The organism is Coxiella-like endosymbiont (assembly GCF_030643785.1).
Taxonomy (GTDB): Bacteria; Pseudomonadota; Gammaproteobacteria; order Coxiellales; family Coxiellaceae; genus Coxiella.
On sequence record NZ_CP094378.1, the window covers coordinates 678,198 to 699,770 of the forward strand.

Here is a 21,573-nt window from a genome sequence, read left to right on the forward strand (position 1 = left end):
TGTCTGTTTTTCAGGTCAAATTCCTTTTGATCCTGAAACTTTTTAATCCTGAAACTATGGAAATGGTTTAGGGTAGCTTTAAAGAACACGTTCATCGTGTTTTAAAAATATTGTCGCGGTTGCTGAAGCGGCGGGGAGAGAGTCTCTCTCAAATTGTAAAATTAACTATTTATTTAGTGGATATGGAAAATTTTGCTGCAGTCAATGAAGTGATGAAAGAATATTACGAAGAACCTTATCTTGTACGAACCATAGTTGCAGTTGAGAAATTACCAAAAAATGCGTTGGTAGAAATTGATGCACTCATGGTATTGGGAGAATGAGACAACGTGCTCTATGAAATTCCTGTTGCTTCGTTAAGAGGCGTCGGGCCTAAAACAACTGAACTTTTAGCTAGTCTCAACATTCGTACTCTCCAAGATCTTTTGTTTCATTTACCGTTACGATATGAAGATCGAACTCGATTAACGTCATTGGGTGCATTGCGGAACGGTGATCAAACAACTATTGAGGGTTTTATTGAATTTGCGAATATCAATTATGGTCGAAGAAGAAGTTTGCATTGTTGCATCGGGGATGGAACGGGATTTCTCATCGTACGATTCTATCATTTTAATTCTCAACAATACCAACAATTAATGAAACGAGGATTGCGATTGAGATGTTTTGGTACGGTTCGGCAGAATTATCAAGGTCGATTGGAAATGGTTCATCCGGAATATCGAGTGGTTGACCCAACTATTCCTATTCCCACCGAAGAGCACTTAACTGCTGTATACTCAACTACGAAAGGATTACCACAAACCAAATTACGCGATTTATTATCTCAAGCATTGAATTATTTAAAAAAGTCACATGTTTTTGAAGAATTATTTTCAGAATCTTTGCGTCAAGAATTTAATTTACCAACTTTAATAGCTTCGTTGATCTATGTACATTGTCCTCCTTCGAATGCCCCTCTTGAATTGTTAAAAGCAGGTAAACATCCGGCACAACAACGATTAATTATTGAAGAATTAGTAGCGCAACAGATTGGACTTCTGAAATTGCGTTTACGTGCAAAAATGTATTTGGCGCCGGTTTTAAATTTAGAAGCAGAGGGACAGAATAAATTACGTCAAGCATTACCGTTTAAACTAACAGCAGCCCAAGAGCGTGTTATTTCTGAAATTAATAAAGATTTAAAGCAATCGCATCCTATGCATCGATTAGTACAGGGGGATGTAGGTTCAGGCAAAACTATTGTGGCAGCGATGGCAATCATTAAAGTAGTGGAAAACGGCTATCAATGTGCTGTAATGGTGCCGACAGAAATATTAGCGGAACAACATCATCGTGCCTTTCAAAAATGGTTAAACCCTTTGGGAATTCAAGTAGGGTGGCTAACTGGGAGTTTAAATAATTCAGCTCGAGAACAGACATTACAGAAAATACGTCAGGGTAAGGATCAAGTGATTGTGGGAACCCACGTGCTTTTTCAAAAATATGTGGCCTTTCTTAAATTGGGTTTGATTGTTATCGACGAACAACATCGTTTCGGGGTTCATCAACGATTAGCTTTGAAAGAGAAAGGGAGTAATAATTCTATCTATCCGCATCAATTAATCATGACAGCCACGCCCATTCCGCGAACCTTGGCGTTAACGGCCTATGCGAATTTTGATGTCTCTACGATTGATGAATTGCCTCCTGGAAGAAAGCCTATTACTACTATTTTAATGTCTAATGCCCGACGCAATGAGGTGATTGCTCGAATTAAACAAAATTGCGAACAGGGCAAGCAAGCCTATTGGGTTTGTACATTAATTGAAGATTCTGAAATGTTGCAATGCGAAGCCGCAGAAGCCACGTATCAAAAATTGCGACAATTACTAAATCATTTGACTGTGGGTCTGATTCATGGACGATTAAGTAGGAATGAAAAAGACGCGGTTATGATCGACTTTAAAGCAGGCGGCATTGATTTATTAGTTGCAACAACGGTAGTTGAAGTCGGCGTGGATGTGCCTAACGCGAGTTTAATAATAATAGAAAATGCAGAACGGTTGGGTCTTGTCCAAATTCATCAGTTGCGAGGTCGTGTAGGACGCGGGAAAGATAAAAGTTATTGCGTTTTACTGTATCAAAAACCGCTATCACAATACGCACGCGATCGCTTGATTTTACTACGTAATTCACAGGACGGGTTTGTAGTAGCCCAAAAGGACCTTGAATTGCGAGGACCCGGAGAATTATTGGGAACACGGCAGGCTGGGATGCCACCGTTTCGTATTGCAGATTTAATTCGGGACCAATGTTTATTATCTCGAGCGCAATCAGTTGCTACCCAAATGCTCGAGCAATATCCGCTTCAAGCTACTCGATTATTACAGCGCTGGTTGAGGAATGCCGAAACCTATGTAGAAGTCTAATAGTAACCTCTTGCTTTTTTAACTATTATTGAACTTCTATTATCGAACTTATTTCAATTTAAATTAATAACGACAGACAAAGATTTTTTTCACTCAAAAACTAATCAGAAAATCAGAAAAATTTTATTATTTCAGTCGACGTTCTTGATTTTTTCGTCATTGGTTTGGCCGCTTTTTTAGAATTTTATTGTAACTTACACTAAATTAACTATTATTAACTATTATTAAGAAATTAACTATTATTAAGAAACTTAATTTCTTAATTCTTAAATTATTTTTAAATTAAAGCTTGAAAACAAATTTTCTTTAAAAAATAATCTAAAAAGGTTGCATTGAGAGAGAAGTTGCTATTAGAATAAGTTCGCTCTTTGCAGCAACATTAATCTATAAATAGGGGAAATTTAATGTCGGTAAAAAAAATAATAACATTCGCTACTGCTGGTATTGCTAGCGTCGGCGTTGCTTCCGCTGCAGTAGCCGGCGGTCCTGATTATGTACCTGCTCCAAGCTATGCAGGTGTTTATGTTGAAGGTAATGTGGGTTATGTCTATCGTCCATGGAAAAGTGATGTAACGACTCTACCTGGTACACTCAACAATTTGGGCGTTCTTTCAAGCTCTTCCCGAGGAAATGGTGGCTTTACTTTTGGTGGTGATTTAGGTTATCAATTCAACCAATATTTTGCTGTTGAAGGTGGTTGGTTCTATTTGCCTAAAGCAAAATTCACTATTAATCCAACGACCTTTACAATTAAAGCAACGACCTTTACAATTAAAGGTGGACTTCCTTATGCAGCATTGAAGGCTATGGTACCTATTTACGAAAATACTTATGTATTTGGTAAGTTAGGTCTTGCTTATAGCTACAATCGATCCAGTTCTGCTTTAGTAAGCTCAGACCTCACTAACTTTGTCAGTGATCGTTCAAGCTACTGGAATCCATTGTTTGCTGTTGGCGTTCAATACTATTTCACGCCAAATTGGTCTGTGAACGCTCAATATACGTTCGTACCAGGTTACCGAAGTGCTTTCTCCACTCGCTTCGTGGCACCTGTTGCGCACCTCTTTACCGTTGGTATTGGTTACAAATTCTTAATGTAATCAAAATGTAATCAAAACAGTATCGGAAAAGGGGGCTTTTTACCCCCTTTTTTTGGCTTGAAATTCGTCGTCTTGCCCCTTATATCAAGCTTTGAATAAAATTTTTTCTAGGAGTCACATAATGTCTTTTCAACCACAAACGGAAACTTTGTCGTTCGAAGCTGAGGTTAAGCAGTTATTGCACCTGGTAGCGCATTCCCTTTACAGCAACGACGAAATCTTTTTACGAGAATTGATTTCCAACAGCTCCGATGCAGAGGATAAGTTAGATTACCAAGCCCTTTCGGATACAGCCTTATATGAAGGCGATGCCGAATTAAAAATTTGGGTTGATCTTGATAAAGACAGTCGCACCATTATCATTCGTGATAATGGTATCGGTATGAATCGAGAGGAAGTGATTGAAAATTTAGGCACTATTGCTAAATCGGGAACACGTGCATTTCGTGAATTATTAACAGAAAAAAATGCCGAGGAATCTCAATTAATTGGTCAATTTGGCGTGGGTTTTTATTCGGCTTTTATTGTGGCTGATCACGTCATGGTGCGTACGCGGCGAGCAGGTATGAAAGCAAACCAAGGTGTTGAATGGGAATCAAATGGAGAAGGTGAATATACCATTAAAAACATTAATAAATCTTCGCATGGGACTGAAGTCATTTTGCATCTTAAAAAAGAGAAAGAAGAGTTTTTAGACGCGATGCGTTTGCGTTTAATTATTACTAAATATTCTGATCATATTTTACGTCCTATTGTAATGAAAAAAATAACTATTAAGGAGGATGAGGCTAAAGATAAGAAAGAACCTGAAGAAGAAGTTGTTAATTGTGCAAATGCCTTATGGACATTACCTAAAGATAAAATTAAAGACGAAGAATATAAAGAGCTTTACAAACATATTGCTCATGATTTTGAAGATCCATTAGCTTGGGCTCACAATCGGGTCGAAGGTAAATTAGAATATACAAGTCTACTATATATCCCAGCGCGAGCACCATTTGACCTTTGGAATCGTGAAGGTCAGCACGGACTCAAATTATATGTCAAACGCGTTTTTATAATGGATGACGCTGAACATTTCATGTCAATGTATCTTCGCTTCGTTAAAGGAATTGTGGATTCAAACGATTTACCGCTAAATATTTCGCGAGAATTACTACAATCTAACGAGATTATTAACAAAATTAAAGCGGGTTGCGTCAAACGTGTATTAAATCTTTTAGAAGAACTCACTAACGATAAAGAGAAATATGCGAAATTTTGGAGAGCATTCGGTCAGCTCTTAAAAGAAGGTCCAGCAGAAGATTTTGCTAATCGTGATCGGATTGCTAATTTGTTACGTTTTGCTTCGACTCATAATAATAACGAGGAAGAAAATGTTTCGCTGAAAGATTACATTAATCGACTGAAACCAGGACAAGATAAAATCTATTATATTATTGCAGATACCTATTTAGCTGCAAAAAATAGTCCCTTACTTGAAGTCTTTCAAAAAAAGGAATAGAAGTTTTGTTGATGCATGATCGCGTGGATGAATGGCTCGTTGCGCATCTAGCAGAATTTGAAGGCAAATCCTTACAATCAGTAGCTAAAGGGGCTTTGGATTTAAATGAATTAGAAAAAGAAGAAAAAGAAGAGGTCCAAAAAGTGGAAAAAGAATTAGACGACGTACTCAAACAATTAAAAGAAACTCTAGGTGAAAAAGTAAAAGAAGTTCGTTTCACCAATCGATTAACTGATTCACCCAGCTGTGTGGTTTTTGATGAAAATGAGATGAGTGGTCATTTGCAACGTTTATTGTTGCAAACAAATCAAGAGTTTATTCAAACAAAACCTATTTTAGAAATTAATCCTACTCACCCTTTGATTTTACGTGTGAAAAGTGAGTCAAACAAAGAGCGCTTAAATCGTTGGATCGAGTTATTGCTCAATCAAGCACTTTTGGCAGAAGGAGAACAACTTAAAAATCCGGCTGAATTTGTGAAAGCGGTAAACGAATTATTATTAGATTCATAAATAGTATTTAAATTGAACACTAATTGCTTATTTTTAAGCAAAAATAAATTAATTTTGAACGAAAAACCCATTAAAAAACCAATGATTTTATTAAAACTAAGTTTGACATATTAAAATATGTATATATCCTTGTCCAATAGCTTTTTAAAAAGCTAAGAATAGGCTTAACTATAAGTTGTTTTGGTTTAATTTTAACTTTAGTTGAAAACAGAGAATGCAACAGAGAATTCAACATGGAAACAAATACAAAACTTGTGCCATAAATATTTCTGCACTATGTTGCTTAGCTACTGCTGCTTTTGCAGGCCGGCCTTATGTTCCTGTTTGTGATATGAATGGTTTTCATGTGGGTTTGGGGTTTTGGTATAATTCTTATATTTGGGATCAAGTATCTTCAGTAGCTGATGCTACTAGTCATTCTCTTTTCCACCCAACTTCTATCTCACTGACACAATTTGGTTCAGTAGGAGAATTGGGTTATACCTTCGCAACCTATAACTGGATATTTGGTGTTCGAGGGCAATTTCAATACGATAACATTCGTGTTGTTCAGCCTGGATTTTTATACGATGCTAGTCTTCCGTACTACCGTACTGGTATAGGATCTATAGGATCTCATTTTTTAGCTACGTTGTTAGCAGGTCTTAAAGTGAACGATTGGGATGCTGTTTACTTAGAAGGTGGATACACAACACTCTTGGGTAGAATAACCGTTCTTCCAGGCGCATCTGCTTTTGTTTCGCAAACCGTTAAAGAGAAATTGAACGGTGGTGTTGCAGCAATTGGCTGGAGACATTATTTCATGAATAATATCTTCGTTGATCTTCGCTACTCCTATTCTTTATATAGAAGCAAAACTAGCAGTGTAAGTACTACTTCTGAAGAATTTACCGCTACGGTTAATAACCCAACGCGGGTAGCAATTAATGGTATTACCGCAACTGCTAATTACCTGTTCAATATCTAACAGAGATATAGATTGTTAATTTTATCAGGTAGTTATTTCTAATAGGACAGCCCACAATTCTTCTAAAAAGAATTGGGCTATTTTTTTGAATTAAATTTTTTGGATAAAAGGGTCAAACCCTAGATCATATTTCTGTTAAGAAGTTTTATTTATTGCCTTCTATTTTATTGCCTTATAGAATTAATCCACATTTCTCGCAGCTTGAAGGGTATTTTCGAGAAGAGTGGCAACAGTCATTGGCCCTACGCCTCCTGGAACGGGAGTTATCCAAGCAGCTTTTTCTTGAGCGGTTTCAAAATCGACGTCACCAACAATTTTATTTTCGCTTAATCGACTAAAACCAACATCCACCACAATAGCACCGGGTTTAATCCATTCACTTTGTATAATCCCAGGTTTTCCAATGGCGACAACTAATAGGTCTGCCGCCTTTACGTGTTTTGCTAAATCTTGGGTAAAACGATGACATACGGTTACGGTGCATTTGGCTAATAATAACTCTAGAGCCATAGGACGGCCTACAATATTTGAAGCACCGACTACAACAGCGTACTTTCTTGTAAGATCCTCGTTAGTTTCTTTTAACAGTGTCATAATTCCAGCAGGAGTACAAGGACGTAATGTAGGGTGACTCTGCACCAGACGGCCGAGATTATAAGGATGAAAACCGTCGACATCTTTATCTGGATGGATGCGTTCGAGCAAATAAAAAGAATTAATATGCATAGGTAAAGGAAGCTGGAGAAGAATACCGTGGGTGTTTGAATCGGCATTGCATTGATCAATTTTTGCTGCGAGTTCAGCTTCTAACGTAGTGTTAGCCATTCGATGAACGATTGAGCGGATACCAACTGCCTGACAAGCTAATTCTTTTTGATGAACATAAGCAGTGGACGCAGGATCTTCTCCGACTAAAATAACAGATAGACCGGGGGAGGTAGGGAGGCCCTTCTTTTGTCTCGCCAAGATAGCTTCTTTAACATGGGTTTTGACCTTTTCTGCACAAGCACGCCCATCCAAAATTAGAGCGGTCATAGAATTCTTCCTCTAACGCAAAAACTTTTCGTATGAGAACCAGATCCGTTAATAATTTCTTTTATACCACCAAATGTTGTCCAATACGAATTGTATTTCCGACTATATGGTTACTTGTAGCGTAGTTTGGCTACAGTGGTTTTATAATGGCGAGCGATAGTATAGAAAGCGATTCTCCCCGTTTGACAATATGATTAACGGGTTTTATAAGCGCTAGGCTCCAAAATGATTAATTTTTGTCCTACTACTAATTTTTTAGATTTCGTTATGCTATTCCAAAAATAAATTTGCTGAGGAGTGACATGATGATGAGCAATATGAATTAATGGTTTCATGGGGTTTTACATTATCCAGCACACGCTGAGGGGGACCCCCAGGATATTATCTTCGGAAATATGAGAATTGTTAGAGGTATAGGGAGTAGCTTGAACTTCAGGAATTAATAAATTTTCGCCAATTCGAATCATATTCCCTTTTAATTTATTCATTTCACGGATTTCCGCAACGCTTGTGTGATAACGGTTTGCTAAAATGCTCCATGAATCCCCGGCATGCACGCGATGATGCAATAATAAGCTCGGCAAATGTTGTTCCCACAGCATGGCGAGATTCTCTTGTAACTCATCCACTTTATTAGTAGGAATCAGAAGATTGTAGGTGTGGGGTTCGACATTGTAGTGGATCGGCGAAAGCCCGGATTTAATAGCCTTAGCGATTTCAGAGAAGAACCAGAGAGTTTTACTAATTGTTTAAAATTCATTGGCGTTTTTAAAACCACCGTCGTGAAGTAAGGGTGGTTTTCCACCGGTTGAAGGTGCAAACCATAGTGGTTGTGATTTTTAATCACATCGGCCAACGCCAACAATTTTGGTACATATTCGCGAGTTTCATAGGGCAACGGCAAAGACCAAAAATCAGTGGGCCGGCTATACGGCGCGACGATTATATCGAATGGCTGCTGTCACGGTTCCTTCTCCTGCATCATAGGCCGCTACAGCTAAAAGCCAACTATGGAAATAATTGTGAAGATATTGAAGGTAATTTAGAGCCGCATTCGTCGACGCTATGACATCCCGTCTTTCGTCGTACCACCAGTTAATAAGTAAGCCAAAACCCGTAGCGGTTTCCGGCATTAATTGCCAAAGTCCTGTGGCTCCGCGCTTAGAATACAAAAAGGGATTATAATTACTCTCAATCATTGGCAAAAGCGCAATTTCCGCCGGCATTCTACGCTTTCTTGTTTGTTGAAGTACGTAGTAAATGTAAGGTCGTGCATTTTGCGTTAACTCATAAAGGTAGGATTGTCGAGGTCGAAACCAACGGATTTGGTTTTGGACATAAAAATTATTAACGTATTTTTCATAAATAGCAAAATGGGGACTGATTGCCGTCCATAAGTTGTTCGAATGAAAAAATATCGCTAATGTGCCACCGCCGACCCGAGGAAGCTGGAATTGCGATAGTAGTAACGCCAATAAGACTTAAAGCAAATAGCGCAATGGTAATTTTGGAGATCCATTTTCGCATTCGGTGATATTACGGATAAAATACCTCCACAATCAAGAAATATTGATTAAAATTTTGCCTAAAACTTGATAACTAATTGAAAATTTTTAGAAAATAGTAAAATTTTTTTTACTCATTCCTTATTAAAACTCGTCTTTCCATCAGCGTAAAGCCGCAAAAACAGCGACGGTATCGGTTGAGAGGGGGGTAGCTATAATATTCTTCTAAACTTCGCTGCATGCTTTTTCATGACATCGGAGGAACGGATTAGAATCGAGTTTAAGTTGGAGAGTCGAAGAAAGTGCCGGAAGATTTTGATTAAGCCTTTGCTGCGTTTCTGTAATTCGCTTCTTTAAGTCTAAGATTGTGGGGATCAACCATTTGTTGAGCAAATTCGAAGTTTTTCTTAGTATATTTATGACCACAATAAAGTCGAGTATCAGAAGGAAGGACTGTTACTATTGATAAAGTTTGATCGGGGGCCTTCAAAAAGTTGGCCGAAGCTACCAGCAAACAATGCATCACCTGAAAGCCCACTGATGGCCATAATAAGCAATAATAGGGGTTCCCCCAATCACAGGGAAGGGCAATAGTGTCCTCAAAGCGGCCCGCCGGCCGTCCATAAACAAGGAACGGGATTCTCTAAAAGCCCGGAAATACCGTTCGTATGGTTCCAATGATGGTGAGTTAGTAATATAGCGGTTATAGCATTAAACCTTATTGTTTGAGTATTTCCAAAACGGGTTTTTAATTCTCCTGGATCGATTAATAACCGGTTGTTTCTTTGGATGCACTATGGTCCAGATGTAGTTATCATTAAGAGTGGGAATAGCAAGAATTGTGTGAGACATTAGAAAAGATTACTTTCCTTATAAGAAAAATTAAGTACTTTGACAGTATAAAATATGAATTCGGAATTTGCGAATATGGACGGGTCGTCGCTAGAGATCATGCGGGATTGGTATCAACATCCTCCTGGGTCCTTGATCTTATCCTGGGAAAATGAAGAAGCGACACGATTCTTGAAAACGATTCGCGGAAAATATTTAATTCAGATGGGCGGAGAAACGACTCTGGCACATTCAGCAGTGAGCCCTATTCTCTATCATATTCAATTAACTTCAGAGCCGACTGATAATTTATTGTCCATACAAATGGATTGGCAGGAATTGCCTTTATTGTCAGATAGCATCGATGTGTTTGTGTTGGTGCATGTATTAGAATTTATTAATTATCCTGTTAAATTAATTCAAGAAATTTTCCGAGTGTTGAAACCTGAAGGTAGATTATTTATTTTTGGCTTTAATCCATGGAGCTTGTGGGGGCTTGAGAAATTATTTTTTATTAAACGTGGAGTTCCCTGGAATGGAAAATTTTGGGCTTGCGAACAAGTAAAGCGCTGGTTAATTAATTTTAAATATTCCATTTCTTTTAGCAAAACTTTTTGTTATGGTTTTCTGCCTGAAAATAGGTCGAATCGGCGGTTTCACTTAATTAAAGAAATAATTGGAAAGGTTTGTTTCCCTGCCGCAGGTGGTATTTATTTATTAGCCGCTAAAAAAGAGGTCTACGCACCAGTTCATCGTAGAATTTTGTGGAAAAAAGAATCGGTAATTGTACAGAGTATCATTAAACCAACCCCATCCTTGAAATTATGAAAAAAGAACAAAATATTGTATACCTTTATTGTGATGGTGCCTGCCGCGGCAATCCGGGCCCTGGGGGATGGGGATTTTTATTGCGTTATAACGGTCATGAGCGACAACTTTATGGTGGCGTTTCTAATAGCACCAACAATCGAATGGAGCTGACCGCCGTTATTGAAGGGCTCAAAGTGCTAAAACGCTCTTGCTATGTTATTGCCACGACGGATTCTCAATATTTATGTCGCGGAGTAACAGAGTGGCTCCCTGTATGGAAGAAGAGGCAATGGAAAACCAGCGGGAAAAAACCAGTTAAAAATAAAGCATTGTGGGAAGCCCTGGAAAAAGAAATTGAACGGCATACGGTATGTTGGCAATGGGTGAAGGGGCATAGTGGCCATCCCGAAAATGAGATTGCCGATCGTCTAGCCAATCGTGGTATTGATGAATTGTTGTTTTAAATGAACTAGGATTTTTATGCGGCAAATTGTCTTAGATACAGAAACGACCGGTCTTGTTCCAGAAGAGGGACACCGCATTATTGAAATTGGTTGTTTAGAAATGGTCGATAGGCGTTTAACAGGCCAATATCTCCATTTCTACATTAATCCGGGTCGTTCTATCGAACGCGACGCTGTTGATATCCATGGCATTACGGAAAGCTTTTTGGCCGATAAGCTTTCATTTAACGATATTGTTGATGAACTTATTGCTTTTCTCAAAGGAGCTGAATTAATCATTCACAATGCTCCATTCGATGTAGGTTTTTTAAATCATGAATTGAAACTAACCGGAAAGCCTTTCAAAATGATCCCTGATTATTGTCAAATTTTGGATACCTTAGTAATTGCTCGACAAAAACATCCTGGACAGCATAATAATTTAGATGCTCTATGTCGACGATACCATGTTGATAACTCTAACCGCGAATATCATGGGGCGTTATTGGATGCTGAACTTCTAGCCCAGGTCTATTTGTTAATGACCGGTGGTCAAACTAAATTATTTGAACAGCAAGATCCTGCTGTAATTATGCAATCGCCTCAAATTCGACGATTAGATATTGACCGCAAGCCTTTGCGGGTTATAGCGGCGAATGAGGAAGAAAAAGTAGTGCATCAGGCTTTTTTGGAGTTATTAAAGAGAAGGGGTGTTTGTCTGTGGACCGATGCGCTCTAACCGACTAGCCCTAGTAAAGTTAACCTGCGATGTTGGGTTGGGATAAACCAGAATACAGCCATGACCACTAGTGTTGCGATTTGAGATATACAGAGAACCATGGATAGTATCACCTCCATTGAAAAATATGCAATAGGGCATAGGTGCTTCTCCCCCCTTGTCTGAGAGGGAAACGACTGGACATACAACTGGCGTCCCCTTCGCGTGAAATTCGAAAGTTACACGTTTTGGGGTTTAAGAGAAGGTCTGCTTAAGCTTGAACAGTAGTCGGTGTCCCATTAGCCTTACCTTGCTTGCAACCAGGTAAACTGTTCGAATCATAAGCGGCTCATCAGAAGATTTACGATGTACTAAAGATGAAAATCCGCTTTCCTGGAGGGAGCGAATTCCCTTGGGTAGGCTTATCGTAGATTTCTACCATGTTTTCGGCTTCAGCAATGAGACTGTACGGGTTGTTGTCTAAAAAACAGCATTTCTGACTATCAAGAAAATCCTCTCCAGTTGTTTCTTCATCGTCCGAAGTCCACAGCGAGCTCCATATTGCCCAATAGCAAATCTATGGTGAAAGTGGGTATAAAGTAGTGATCATGGTTCAATTCCTTCTTCCACTTAGATTCCACGAAAGGTTATGTTCATATTTAGAACTATAGTATCGAAGAAGTATAAAAACCAACGGAATTGATCGATTCATAGATAATTACTCAAGAAAATTTTTATAAAATTTTCAAATAGTTAAATTATTAATTGAACTTTATAGATTAACTAGGCAGCGAAACGCGGATAGAAGTGTGGATAGGTAGAAGTTAATCGGGTTATCAGCGGTGAGCTGATAATGAGCTGTGTTGCCTTCTAAGCTTATAACCAGTTGGAAAGTTTTTGGATCGCTGGTTATTTTTATTTGAGATTGTTGGATCAAATACAATCATGCCCAAGAACCTGTTAACGTGGTAGTCAGTTTGTGCGAAGGTATCAAGGTATCGAAACTTAAGGTGACGAAGTCACTTTCAGAACCTGGCCCAACTGGCTTGTGTCACAGGTTTAATACCCAACTCAAAATTAATTATCTGACCACTAATATTTAAAGTGAAACGGCTTATATTCGGAGAGAGACTCATGGGAGTTAATGTGAAATTGAGTATTGGTTGATCTGGGTTATTGGTATAAAACATTTTTTGATCATCGAAGCTCGAGTTATAATGTCGAAACTTGCTTGAGGGATTCCGATCTTTTTACAGTCTAATTTTTTCCAGGCCCAATAAGGGTGAGGTATCCACAAAAGATACCAAATAATCATTAAAAAACGTTTCTACAATGCCACCATTTTCTAAAGAAATGATTAAAATTCTTAAGCAAGATGTCGGTTATGAGACATCTTGGAAAATAGGAAAACGATTAAAAATAGAGTGCTTATTATAATCGGGGCACCACCCACTAGAGAGGTCCAAATTGAATTTAAGTATTCATGAGAATTCTCAAGCATAGATTTCCATATCTTTTGAGAAAGAATAGGAACCTAATGATTAATAGGTGCTGGTATTTTCGTTGCTATCGCTTGTGCATGTGTTAAAGGATCATCCTTTCTATCATTTTGCATTCGTTGCACTGTGTTTTTATAAGAAGCTTGGATGGAATCAGTTGAGGTAGTGATTTTTTCCACGTATTGATTGAGCGCTTTTAGATTCGATTGCAGAAGAGTTGATTGTTCCCCAGCGGGGGATATAATAAAGCGCATTAAATCGAATTCTTTAGTGTTATTTAAATAATCCTGAATAGCAGGATCATTTACTGTCTTTTCTATCATTTTCCAAAAAAAAAAAAACGATTGGTTGTCACCCAATATTTGAAGATCCTTAATAGCCTCTTTTAAGCAGGTAGGAGGAGTCAATGTGATTTGATTAATTGCCTGTTGTCATGTTGTAAGATAATTATTTAAATAAATTTTTCTGGCTTGGTCTATTAAGGGTATTTAATTGTTTTGAAGTAAGGTTACTACTTTCCGTAAAACCTATAAACCCAGTCACCGTGGCTAACTAGCTTTGCTAATTTAGGAATTTTATTATAATAAATTCGTTTACAATAATCCGCTTGATCAAACATCGGAATGTTTGTATTCGACAGATCCATTCCTCAAAAGGAGAGCGGGATTTGATTTTGTTCATATTGGCTGTTTTGTCCACCATGGCAAATACAATTTTGAATCATGGGCTTTTCTGTAAATCTGTTCGAGCTTTTGTAATAAGGAAAGTAATTGTAAGACATTATTTAAATGGCAATATAATTGTTATTGTTTTTTTGGGTTGGTCGGGTATTTTTTTTCCAATATTGACTGAACCAATTTCGGATAACGTCATCGTTATGATGCAATGACTCCGTAAACATGAGATAGGTTTGAAAAGCTTGGTATAGAGCAAATTCGTTATGATTGATCATTTCATGAATCTCTGTAGTTAAAATTCTATCTAAATAAAGAACAAAATAATTGCGAATTAATTGCGAATACCTATTTTGCGTGGTGATTCTGTAATTTGGCGGCTTGGTTAAATCCAATCTTAGAAATTTTCTTGTCACAAATTTTTTTGTCACTAAGAGCCGTCAAGGTTTCTTGCAGCTGCTCAAGGTAAGAAAGCGAATTAGTGTTTGTTCGTGAGGATGGGTAATAAAGTTTTAGCCGCATTGATAATTTTCAGATTCTGATGGTAGCTGTTTATCGAACATCCTTTAAACGAAGTAATGTTTTGAGCGGTAATATGTTAGCTGAGAAGAAATATTAGAAAGCACAAACGATTGGGCAATAGCTTGAGTTAAATATATTTACGTATGTGCCACTTTTTTGATTACTAGTAAATATAGATGTCTGCTAAAAGTGTTTTATCAATGGGCAAGTTATCGATCCAATATTCTAATTTCGTGAAAATGATTAATGTCTCAACCCCTCTTTTCACCACCTAAGATCAAGTTCCAATGTCGCCAGACTAGCTTTGATTGTCCTTCGAAATTCACTCAAATTTGGCTTGCTGATGATCCCCTAAAATCCCATTTCCTGAATTTATTTTCGGTAAATACCCATGCTACAGAGGCATATGTTATGCGAGCGATGCAACAAGCCTTACCGCTAATTAAAAACTCCACCTTTTGGTTAATGCAAAAGAGTTTATTAAACAACAGGAAGACAATCATCGTCTCGTCTGCACCACGAACTTAATGAAGCGTTGAAATCTTCGGGAGGGTATGTGCGAATCCCTACAATTATTTAAAGCACATAGTACGATGAATTTTTTAAACATTTAGACCCCGATCGCGATTTCCGAGTGGCTTTTCGGGTAGGTTGTTTATTGGAAAATCTTTCTCCTTATGTGCTTCGACGGTTTATCCTTATTTTAGAAAAAATATCAAGAGATTATGATGGCCTATTTATTCGACTATCACACCACGAAAGAATTGGAGCATAAAGATATTTGTTTTGATTGTTATACCGATATGTTGGTAGGCCATATGCCCACCGAAAACTCTGCGCATGAAAACAAATGGAAGACGTTTAACGAAACAGTTTTAGAAGGTTTATATAAAAGCTTTTTATATTTTATGGCAATTGATTAGCTTATAGCAGGTAAACCAATTACTATCGATAAAGATAAATTGCGCGAAGAGTTTTTTAGAGCTTCAGGTATTTTTGCTCCTGACAGCTTATATGAAGCTTACAGAAAATCCAAGAAAATCCGAATTCCATCCGTGGGAAATTGATGATCGTGATCTTATACAAGATGGGATAAGTATTGGACTTCTTATTTTCAGAAACATATACAGGTAGTTTATGAAAATAGAAATTAAACATCGGATTAAAGAAATTATTTCCATACAGACTCAAATACCCATAGAAAATATTTATGATGCCTCGAAATTTCACGCTAATTTAGGGTTCGATTCCTTAGATGTAGTGAAAGATGTAGTGAATTTAATCAGTGCGATTAATATGGAATAAGGTCTCATTATCATGGAAAACGATATTCTTAAAATAGAAACAGTTAGCGAATTAATTGATTGTATTGTATCCATAAAAAAATTAATGAAAAAACTTGATGACACATTTTAATTATGCTTCTTGTTTACAGCGCCAAGCGTTAGAAAAACCAAACTCCATTGTTTATCGTTTGGTTGATAGTCAGAGCTGCATGAAGCAGGAAATTACTTATGCCAGATTAAACAAGAAAGAGTAACAGAAAAATAGTCAACCGTGGTGATTTTTAGCTGAAGAAAATATTCAATTTTAAAAAATAGCAATAGATCGATTGAACTTGAAAGGGAAAGAAATAAATTTTCTTCCCACCGCCTCTAAAATCGCTCTATCGCAATATACCTCTGGCTCAACCAGTGATCCCAAAGGGGTTATGATTACCCATGAAAATATTTTGAATAATGTACAGAATACTTTTAAATTGGAGGCACTTGGTTTTTTGCAGTCCACCGCCGTTAGCTGGTTGCCTTTAACTCATGACACTTTAACTCATGACATGGGAATTATTTTTGCCTTGGTTCGATGGTATTCCCGGCGTGCTCTTATCACCAATGGGTTTTTTGCAACGTCCCCTAATTTGGCTTGAGCTTATCTCCCAGATTTCCGATGCAATTGGTGGTGGACCAAATTTTGCGTATGAATTATGTATGCAACATGTTACGGAAAAACAATCAAAAACACTCAACTTAACTCATTGGCGAGTAGCTTTTGCTGGCTTGGAAATAAACCACCTCAAAACGTATCGAAATTTTCGGAGTGTGAGTTTAGCAATAATAAGTTTTATCCGTGCTATGGATTGGCGGAATCTAATTTATATGCTACTGGCCGGTGTGATTAATTGGGTTTCTGTTATTTATCGGTCGTTTTTGATTGTGGGAAGATGAAGATGTTTCGAGGATCACGAATTAATAATTGTTGACCTTAAATTTATGTATGTTTTGATAGCGGGTGAAATGCAATTGGAGAAATATGGTTACTCGGACCAAGCGTGATCCGGGGGTTATTGGAAAAACGAAACTTTGACCAATGGCGTTTTTAACGTCTACACCAAAGAAAGAAGAGGCCTTATCCTTGTATTAAGGATTTAGGTGTCGTAGTTGATTGGGAATTATTTTTTTATGCTTGATTAAAGGATTTAATCATTATTCGAGGCAAAAGTTATTCACCCGATGATATTGAATGGGCAGTCAGCGAAAGTAATCCAAGTGTCGGATTATCTGGCGTTGCCGATTTTTCTGTTGAACGGGAGAGAGCCAAGAGCAATTAATTATGGTTCCCGAAATAAAAGGAGTTAAGAACGAAAATGAATGGCACCCTCCATTTGAAAATATCCATGAATACATATCAAAAAAATTTTAAAAAATTTTGGTATTAAAACTTATGAAATTGTTTGTATTCGTTCTAAAACTTTACCTAAAACTATGAATGGCAAAATATAACGACAAATCTGTCGAGCAGCCTATAGAGATATCTATAGAGATAATAAATTAATTCGATTGGCTTCCTGTGACCGTTTCGACCAAATTATGATTTGGTAATAACTTTAATTCTTTAAATAAGAATCAAGTAATAGCTCGGTAATCAATATCATTCCGATAATGACAATTTGGTCAGCTAGTTTGATTAACTACCCGATAAGCTTTTTGCTGCGGATCGCGTAAATCGATACCTAAGACGGTGATAGAAAGAACACATCCGCCGTCAGTGACGATACCGTTGTGATTTTTTCACGTGCCTGCGTGAAAAATTTTAACATCGGAAATTAGTGGATGGTCTAATTCTTCGATAATATGGCTCTTTTCATAATTCATAGGGTAACCCACCAGCAGTCATGACTACGGTCAAGGCGGCTCCCACAGATCTCAAACACTATTTGCTTGATTTAATTTACCCTACAGAGCGGCTAAAATTAATTCAATTAAATTGGAACGTAAGCATCATAAGGGGTTGGATTTCGGGATCGCCTAAGCGTACGTTAAATTCTAATACTTTTGGCTCATTATCTGGCGTGATCATCAATCCCGCATAATATAAGAATCCCACTTTTTTTAAGCCGGCAATATTTGGGTACATAATTTTAGCCATTATTTTTTCTTCTAAGGTATCCACAATAACCATGGAACGAATGAATAAGCACCCATACCACCCGGTTATTCGGACCTCGATCTCCATTCAAGAGCTGTTTGTGATCTTATGAGCCAGCGAGGGGTAAAATATGTTCGCCATCGACCGTTGCAATAAAGCTTAATGCCTCGCCGGATAAAAATTCTTTAACTGCGATTTCTTGTCCTGCTATACCGAATTGTTTTTCCTCCATCATCGAAATAACAGCGGCTTTTGCTTCTGTTAACGATTGCACGATAAAGACTCCTTCCTTTTCCAGCTGCAAGGCCGCTCACCTTAATAACGATAAGAAAAGATTGATAGAAAAGATGTGCCAAAGCATTATTTTGATTTTTAAAAGTTACAAAATTTGCAGTAGGAATATTGTGACGATTCAAAAACGCTTTACAAAAACTTTTAGAGGTTTCTAATTGAGCAGCTGCTTGTGTTTGTCCAAAGATAGTTAAATTTGCTTGATGAAATTGATCGATAATTCCATCGACTAGGGCCACTTTGCGACCCATAAGGGTGAGCTAGGGCCACTTTGCGACCCATAAGGGTGAGATATATTTTATTTTTTTATGCGAATTTAATTAATGCATTGATGTTGTAAATATCGATAGAAATATTTTTAACTTTATTTTCCAGAGCGGTTCAGGCGTTACCGGGAACAACCCAGATCTTTTCAATCTGAGCTGATTGGGCTACTTTCTATGCTAAAGTGTGCTCCCTCTTCTGTTTCCGACAATAAAAATGTTGATAGAATGGCATGATAGGATTTTTTTAGAGAGAGCAATATGATTGATAAAAACATTATAATGAGATAGCAAACAGTAATTTTAGGAGAATTTATGGCGCATCTTCCCTTCTTTTAAATCGGAAATTATCAAGTTGGTTTCGAATCTTGGCGAGAAAGCATTGGTATTCAGATAGTTGGTTGGTTGAGTATGAGAGCAAATTCGCCGTCATGGTCAGGGTTACTTTTTAGTTTCGTGCGCAATTGCCGTGGTCCATCAAAACTTATGCGGAAGAAATATATATATATTCGCATTGTGGGTCGTCTGATGAGTAATCAAGATGTCAGGATTGGCTCCTCCTTACGAAAGTGTTGTAAATTTAATGAGTTCACATCCACAATTATTGAAGGATATGAGGATAATATTCGTCAATGGGAAGCCACTGTGATGCGTTCTCCTGCTTTCGATTAAGTAAATGCAAGGGCCCATCCCGAGTTTGTGAATACAGGAATGCTGTCTTTAAACTCATTTTTCCAGCTCCCAGTTATAGGGTGGAATAACACCCTGAAACTTGTACGATCCAAACCAAGTTATCGCTCGAGCAGCTTGAGATGAGGTATAGAATAATATGAATGAGAGGTGATAGGGGCAAAAATAACTTTTATATTAAAAATACTTTTGTATTTTGGAAGTTGGGTGGGTGGTTGTAGTTTAAATTTAATTCTACGTAATTTTACTCAGCGTTGTCTAAGAAATCCTATGGAGATTCAATTTGGAGGTAGTGAAACTCTTATCTTTATTTCAGGAATATTTTTATTTTTTCCTAGTGTTTTCGTAGTGTTTTCGGATCCACCTCGATAGGACCATTGCCTATGGTGCTCTTCTTGCTATTTGAGCCGTTAATCCGATATTCTTTCATTATCTCTCTGGGAGCGAAATCTGAGACGATTTAATCAGACCCTTTGAACCTGCACAAGGTAATCCTTACGAAGAGAAAAGAAATGATTGTTTTCCATGCTTTTCCTTCTCTGCATATGCCTGAAGGAGAACTATGATTTCTTATCCTGCTTCGAAATCTTCACGTAGGGATGCGGAGAAATTCAATTGACGAATGGGGATGCCTTAATTCTTTATGATACCTCAGGGTACCTCCTACTCGGATAAGGGTATTGCCCTCCAAGCCTCGTAAGAATTGCCTCGATTGCGTGAACCTGATTGTGTATTTGATTGTCGAGGAATGGGTGGAAGCGATCAATTTAATGATTTACGTACTGTTCAAAGGGAATTAATTTACTTGCACGCCCCTGATGTATATTTAAGTCGTCTTATTCGATTGCTACATCCTCGTTATAGAGTTTGCATCGTTCCGCAGGCCTAACCAGATTTACCTGGTTGGTTCAAGCGAAATTGAATTAGAAGATACTTCGTCCATTTCTATGTGCACTTGTTTGGAATTATTATCAGTAGCTTATAGCCGTTCATCGAGGATTTGCCGAGGTCCGAATTATAGAAACAGTGATAGCCTTACGATCTGCTTTATTCGATAATCTATCTTGCATTAATTGGAAACGCGGTTTAATCGCTATCAATGGTCTTTATCAACATGGTTTTTTGTTAGCACTGGCCTTGATTAATGAAATCTTGGAAAAATTGTTTTTCCTCTCCTGCTTGGAGAAAAGATGGAAAGGATGGGAAGGGTAATTAAATGCTCAAAATCTATTTAAATGGCGAACCTCTGATAATTTCACCTCAAACCACATTGAAAAAGTTACTAGTTAATAAATGCTTTTCAGAAGTTTTTGCCGCGGTGATTAACGAAGTAGTAATTAAATCATCTCAATTATGCAAAAATCATTCTTCAACCAAGTGAATGTGGACTGTCTCTGATACGCAAATTAATTCACGATTATTATTAGGAACGGTGCAATACCCTTCTCCATAAATTCTTTGCGAAGCAATTAACTCGTCCGAAGTCGAAATCATTACCATGTCATTACGGCAATAATTACCAACGCAAAAAAAGAATTATTTTTGGGAGTTAATATAATCACCACTGGGTTGTCACATCTTACCGAACACAACGGGATGCTGTACCGTTAAAGAAGCTGTAATAACATCGTAACTAGATCGAGAAATTTAATACGCATTGGTAAATTGGAAATCACTGTGGATGAGAACCCCACCCTACAGCCCAATCCTTTCGTCCTGGTGAAAGCCTCTGAAACGTTAATTAAAAAAGAGTTTGAGCTGTGGTCTTATTGTATGGAAGACTTGATTTTATGCCAGTGTTTAATCGATGTTGGCTGTCGTATTTTAATGTCTTGGGTTTTGCTACTTCGGGAACGGAGGAGGATTAATGAACCCCTATGTGTTAGGCTTCTTACAAGAAAGATTTCCCGATATCACATTGATTATCGACGCGGCATTGGAAGGCCCTTACATGCGGTGTGAGTTATGGAAATGGGTTTGATGCTGTCTTATAAATTTGGCGAGCTATTATCTAATGATCCTATTTCCATGGCTCAGGCGTTTGTCCATGCGATTAAAATTGGCCGATTGGGCTATGAAGTCGGAATGTATGAAGCCGCATGATTGAAAAACGTAATATCGCTAAAGATACAATATTTTTAATCGATAAACGCTTTTTTTGGACTTTCCAAAATGAAAAAAGCCGTTGTTTGGGTATAATAGGTAGTTCTGATTGCTCAGGCTTGCTCAAGCGGCGCAGGTTACCAAGCTAATTTGCTCAGGTGCCATGATTTTGATGTTCATGCAGATACTATTGATACTATTCTATTATCACTGCTCTCACAGCATAGAATACGCACTAGTTGTTCGTGGAAATTCTTTATTGCGATTCTCAT

General features: G+C 37.7%; 28 protein-coding genes and 2 pseudogenes. 19 read left to right on the forward strand and 11 right to left on the reverse strand.

All coding sequences use genetic code 11. The annotated features are described in order from the left end of the window. The first annotated feature begins 119 nt into the window (after positions 1–119). The 5 genes and pseudogenes from MRH55_RS07675 to MRH55_RS03545 all read left to right on the forward strand — a co-directional run bounded on the left by MRH55_RS07675 (position 120) and on the right by MRH55_RS03545 (position 6,494). Entirely contained in the window at positions 120–323 is a 204-nt protein-coding gene (locus MRH55_RS07675; protein WP_369421432.1) for a RidA family protein, read from the forward strand. Between the two features lie 6 nt (positions 324–329). After that, the gene (gene recG / locus MRH55_RS03530) at positions 330–2,411 is read left to right on the forward strand and encodes an ATP-dependent DNA helicase RecG (protein WP_304986036.1); all 2,082 of its coding nucleotides are present in this window, start codon (positions 330–332) and stop codon (positions 2,409–2,411) included. 404 nt (positions 2,412–2,815) lie between these two features. Beyond that, on the forward strand, positions 2,816–3,511 hold the full coding sequence (locus MRH55_RS03535; RefSeq protein ID WP_304986037.1) for an outer membrane beta-barrel protein: 696 nt from the start codon (positions 2,816–2,818) through the stop codon (positions 3,509–3,511). Positions 3,512–3,632: 121 nt separating this feature from the next. Further along, a pseudogene (gene htpG, locus MRH55_RS03540) lies at positions 3,633–5,527 on the forward strand (molecular chaperone HtpG). Positions 5,528–5,741: 214 nt separating this feature from the next. After that, positions 5,742–6,494, forward strand: a complete 753-nt coding sequence (locus MRH55_RS03545) for an outer membrane protein (RefSeq protein ID WP_304986038.1) — start codon at positions 5,742–5,744, stop codon at positions 6,492–6,494. Between the two features lie 180 nt (positions 6,495–6,674). Here the strand turns inward: MRH55_RS03545 and folD are convergent, their stop codons facing one another. The 6 genes from folD to MRH55_RS07680 form a co-directional block, all read right to left on the reverse strand. Then, positions 6,675–7,529, reverse strand: a complete 855-nt coding sequence (gene folD, locus MRH55_RS03550) for a bifunctional methylenetetrahydrofolate dehydrogenase/methenyltetrahydrofolate cyclohydrolase FolD (protein ID WP_304986039.1) — start codon at positions 7,527–7,529, stop codon at positions 6,675–6,677. A gap of 194 nt (positions 7,530–7,723) precedes the next feature. Then, a complete protein-coding gene (locus tag MRH55_RS03555; RefSeq protein ID WP_304986040.1) occupies positions 7,724–7,864 on the reverse strand; it encodes a LysM peptidoglycan-binding domain-containing protein in 141 nt (46 codons plus the stop codon). A 6-nt stretch (positions 7,865–7,870) separates the two neighbouring features. Then, the gene (locus MRH55_RS03560; protein ID WP_304986041.1) at positions 7,871–8,158 is read right to left on the reverse strand and encodes a LysM peptidoglycan-binding domain-containing protein; all 288 of its coding nucleotides are present in this window, start codon (positions 8,156–8,158) and stop codon (positions 7,871–7,873) included. Positions 8,159–8,172: 14 nt separating this feature from the next. Beyond that, positions 8,173–8,433 (reverse strand): hypothetical protein, encoded by a 261-nt coding sequence (locus MRH55_RS03565; protein ID WP_304986042.1) that lies wholly within the window; start codon positions 8,431–8,433, stop codon positions 8,173–8,175. A 22-nt stretch (positions 8,434–8,455) separates the two neighbouring features. Then, positions 8,456–9,004, reverse strand: a complete 549-nt coding sequence (locus MRH55_RS03570; protein ID WP_304986043.1) for a transglycosylase SLT domain-containing protein — start codon at positions 9,002–9,004, stop codon at positions 8,456–8,458. A gap of 255 nt (positions 9,005–9,259) precedes the next feature. Beyond that, positions 9,260–9,460, reverse strand: a complete 201-nt coding sequence (locus tag MRH55_RS07680; protein ID WP_369421438.1) for a hydroxyacylglutathione hydrolase C-terminal domain-containing protein — start codon at positions 9,458–9,460, stop codon at positions 9,260–9,262. A gap of 525 nt (positions 9,461–9,985) precedes the next feature. On the opposite strand from MRH55_RS07680, the gene MRH55_RS03575 reads away from it, so the two are divergent. From MRH55_RS03575 to dnaQ, 3 genes are read left to right on the forward strand one after another with little or no spacing between them, the layout of a single operon-like run. Then, entirely contained in the window at positions 9,986–10,693 is a 708-nt protein-coding gene (locus tag MRH55_RS03575) for a class I SAM-dependent methyltransferase (protein WP_304986044.1), read from the forward strand. Further along, positions 10,687–11,139, forward strand: a complete 453-nt coding sequence (rnhA, locus tag MRH55_RS03580) for a ribonuclease HI (protein ID WP_304986113.1) — start codon at positions 10,687–10,689, stop codon at positions 11,137–11,139. Before MRH55_RS03575 ends, rnhA begins: the two co-directional genes overlap by 7 nt. 16 nt (positions 11,140–11,155) lie before the next feature. Continuing rightward, positions 11,156–11,857 carry a DNA polymerase III subunit epsilon gene (gene dnaQ / locus MRH55_RS03585; RefSeq protein ID WP_304986045.1) on the forward strand — a complete coding sequence of 234 codons (702 nt, stop codon included), beginning with the start codon at positions 11,156–11,158 and terminating at the stop codon, positions 11,855–11,857. A 1,513-nt stretch (positions 11,858–13,370) separates the two neighbouring features. Here the strand turns inward: dnaQ and MRH55_RS03590 are convergent. Continuing rightward, complete coding sequence (locus MRH55_RS03590) at positions 13,371–13,658, reverse strand: hypothetical protein (RefSeq protein ID WP_304986046.1); 288 nt, start codon at positions 13,656–13,658, stop codon at positions 13,371–13,373. Between the two features lie 461 nt (positions 13,659–14,119). Continuing rightward, entirely contained in the window at positions 14,120–14,440 is a 321-nt protein-coding gene (locus MRH55_RS07685; protein ID WP_369421441.1) for an ImcF-related family protein, read from the reverse strand. A gap of 337 nt (positions 14,441–14,777) precedes the next feature. Between MRH55_RS07685 and MRH55_RS03595 the strand changes: the two genes are divergently transcribed. The 6 genes from MRH55_RS03595 (at position 14,778) to MRH55_RS03620 (ending at position 16,753) form a co-directional block, all read left to right on the forward strand. Next, on the forward strand, positions 14,778–15,059 hold the full coding sequence (locus tag MRH55_RS03595) for a metal-dependent hydrolase (RefSeq protein ID WP_304986047.1): 282 nt from the start codon (positions 14,778–14,780) through the stop codon (positions 15,057–15,059). A gap of 197 nt (positions 15,060–15,256) precedes the next feature. Beyond that, positions 15,257–15,454, forward strand: a complete 198-nt coding sequence (locus MRH55_RS03600; RefSeq protein ID WP_304986048.1) for a hypothetical protein — start codon at positions 15,257–15,259, stop codon at positions 15,452–15,454. Between the two features lie 214 nt (positions 15,455–15,668). Then, positions 15,669–15,836, forward strand: coding sequence for an acyl carrier protein (locus tag MRH55_RS03605; protein WP_304986049.1), 168 nt, complete (start codon positions 15,669–15,671; stop codon positions 15,834–15,836). A 97-nt stretch (positions 15,837–15,933) separates the two neighbouring features. Beyond that, positions 15,934–16,071 carry a hypothetical protein gene (locus MRH55_RS03610; protein WP_304986050.1) on the forward strand — a complete coding sequence of 46 codons (138 nt, stop codon included), beginning with the start codon at positions 15,934–15,936 and terminating at the stop codon, positions 16,069–16,071. Between the two features lie 72 nt (positions 16,072–16,143). Further along, the gene (locus MRH55_RS03615; protein ID WP_304986051.1) at positions 16,144–16,455 is read left to right on the forward strand and encodes an AMP-binding protein; all 312 of its coding nucleotides are present in this window, start codon (positions 16,144–16,146) and stop codon (positions 16,453–16,455) included. Beyond that, positions 16,379–16,753: a hypothetical protein gene (locus MRH55_RS03620; protein WP_304986052.1), complete on the forward strand. Its 375-nt coding sequence runs from the start codon at positions 16,379–16,381 to the stop codon at positions 16,751–16,753. Before MRH55_RS03615 ends, MRH55_RS03620 begins: the two co-directional genes overlap by 77 nt. Before the next feature lie 1,030 nt (positions 16,754–17,783). Here MRH55_RS03620 and MRH55_RS03625 read toward each other — a convergent pair. The 3 genes and pseudogenes from MRH55_RS03625 to MRH55_RS03635 all read right to left on the reverse strand — a co-directional run. Next, positions 17,784–18,041, reverse strand: a complete 258-nt coding sequence (locus tag MRH55_RS03625) for a hypothetical protein (protein WP_304986053.1) — start codon at positions 18,039–18,041, stop codon at positions 17,784–17,786. Positions 18,042–18,060: 19 nt separating this feature from the next. Next, the gene (locus MRH55_RS03630) at positions 18,061–18,258 is read right to left on the reverse strand and encodes a hypothetical protein (RefSeq protein WP_304986054.1); all 198 of its coding nucleotides are present in this window, start codon (positions 18,256–18,258) and stop codon (positions 18,061–18,063) included. A 34-nt stretch (positions 18,259–18,292) separates the two neighbouring features. Then, positions 18,293–18,496, reverse strand: a pseudogene (locus tag MRH55_RS03635) (phosphoribosylamine--glycine ligase); the annotation flags it as partial. Between the two features lie 498 nt (positions 18,497–18,994). Between MRH55_RS03635 and MRH55_RS03640 the strand changes: the two are divergent. The 5 genes from MRH55_RS03640 (at position 18,995) to MRH55_RS03655 (ending at position 21,301) form a co-directional block, all read left to right on the forward strand. Next, positions 18,995–19,180, forward strand: a complete 186-nt coding sequence (locus tag MRH55_RS03640) for a hypothetical protein (RefSeq protein WP_304986055.1) — start codon at positions 18,995–18,997, stop codon at positions 19,178–19,180. Positions 19,181–19,901: 721 nt separating this feature from the next. After that, positions 19,902–20,087 (forward strand): hypothetical protein, encoded by a 186-nt coding sequence (locus MRH55_RS03645; RefSeq protein WP_304986056.1) that lies wholly within the window; start codon positions 19,902–19,904, stop codon positions 20,085–20,087. 137 nt (positions 20,088–20,224) lie between these two features. Continuing rightward, positions 20,225–20,410 carry a hypothetical protein gene (locus MRH55_RS03650; RefSeq protein WP_304986057.1) on the forward strand — a complete coding sequence of 62 codons (186 nt, stop codon included), beginning with the start codon at positions 20,225–20,227 and terminating at the stop codon, positions 20,408–20,410. 465 nt (positions 20,411–20,875) lie between these two features. After that, positions 20,876–21,160, forward strand: a complete 285-nt coding sequence (locus tag MRH55_RS07690; RefSeq protein ID WP_369421447.1) for a beta/alpha barrel domain-containing protein — start codon at positions 20,876–20,878, stop codon at positions 21,158–21,160. Positions 21,161–21,163: 3 nt separating this feature from the next. Continuing rightward, entirely contained in the window at positions 21,164–21,301 is a 138-nt protein-coding gene (locus tag MRH55_RS03655) for a hypothetical protein (protein WP_304986058.1), read from the forward strand. Positions 21,302–21,573: the final 272 nt, after the last annotated feature.

What these genes read in the sequence shown, in the direction of transcription:
- MRH55_RS03535 (WP_304986037.1), top strand. Translation starts at nt 2,816, where the DNA reads ATGTCGGTAAAAAAAATAATAACATTCGCTACTGCTGGTATTGCTAGC.
- MRH55_RS03545 (WP_304986038.1), top strand. Translation starts at nt 5,742, where the DNA reads ATGCAACAGAGAATTCAACATGGAAACAAATACAAAACTTGTGCCATA.
- folD (WP_304986039.1), bottom strand. Translation starts at nt 7,529, where the DNA reads ATGACCGCTCTAATTTTGGATGGGCGTGCTTGTGCAGAAAAGGTCAAA.
- MRH55_RS03555 (WP_304986040.1), bottom strand. Translation starts at nt 7,864, where the DNA reads ATGAAACCATTAATTCATATTGCTCATCATCATGTCACTCCTCAGCAA.
- MRH55_RS03575 (WP_304986044.1), top strand. Translation starts at nt 9,986, where the DNA reads ATGCGGGATTGGTATCAACATCCTCCTGGGTCCTTGATCTTATCCTGG.
- dnaQ (WP_304986045.1), top strand. Translation starts at nt 11,156, where the DNA reads ATGCGGCAAATTGTCTTAGATACAGAAACGACCGGTCTTGTTCCAGAA.
- MRH55_RS03590 (WP_304986046.1), bottom strand. Translation starts at nt 13,658, where the DNA reads ATGATAGAAAAGACAGTAAATGATCCTGCTATTCAGGATTATTTAAAT.
- MRH55_RS03595 (WP_304986047.1), top strand. Translation starts at nt 14,778, where the DNA reads ATGTCTCAACCCCTCTTTTCACCACCTAAGATCAAGTTCCAATGTCGC.
- MRH55_RS03600 (WP_304986048.1), top strand. Translation starts at nt 15,257, where the DNA reads ATGATGGCCTATTTATTCGACTATCACACCACGAAAGAATTGGAGCAT.
- MRH55_RS03605 (WP_304986049.1), top strand. Translation starts at nt 15,669, where the DNA reads ATGAAAATAGAAATTAAACATCGGATTAAAGAAATTATTTCCATACAG.
- MRH55_RS03610 (WP_304986050.1), top strand. Translation starts at nt 15,934, where the DNA reads ATGACACATTTTAATTATGCTTCTTGTTTACAGCGCCAAGCGTTAGAA.
- MRH55_RS03625 (WP_304986053.1), bottom strand. Translation starts at nt 18,041, where the DNA reads ATGGAGATCGAGGTCCGAATAACCGGGTGGTATGGGTGCTTATTCATT.
- MRH55_RS03640 (WP_304986055.1), top strand. Translation starts at nt 18,995, where the DNA reads ATGCGGAAGAAATATATATATATTCGCATTGTGGGTCGTCTGATGAGT.
- MRH55_RS03655 (WP_304986058.1), top strand. Translation starts at nt 21,164, where the DNA reads ATGGAAATGGGTTTGATGCTGTCTTATAAATTTGGCGAGCTATTATCT.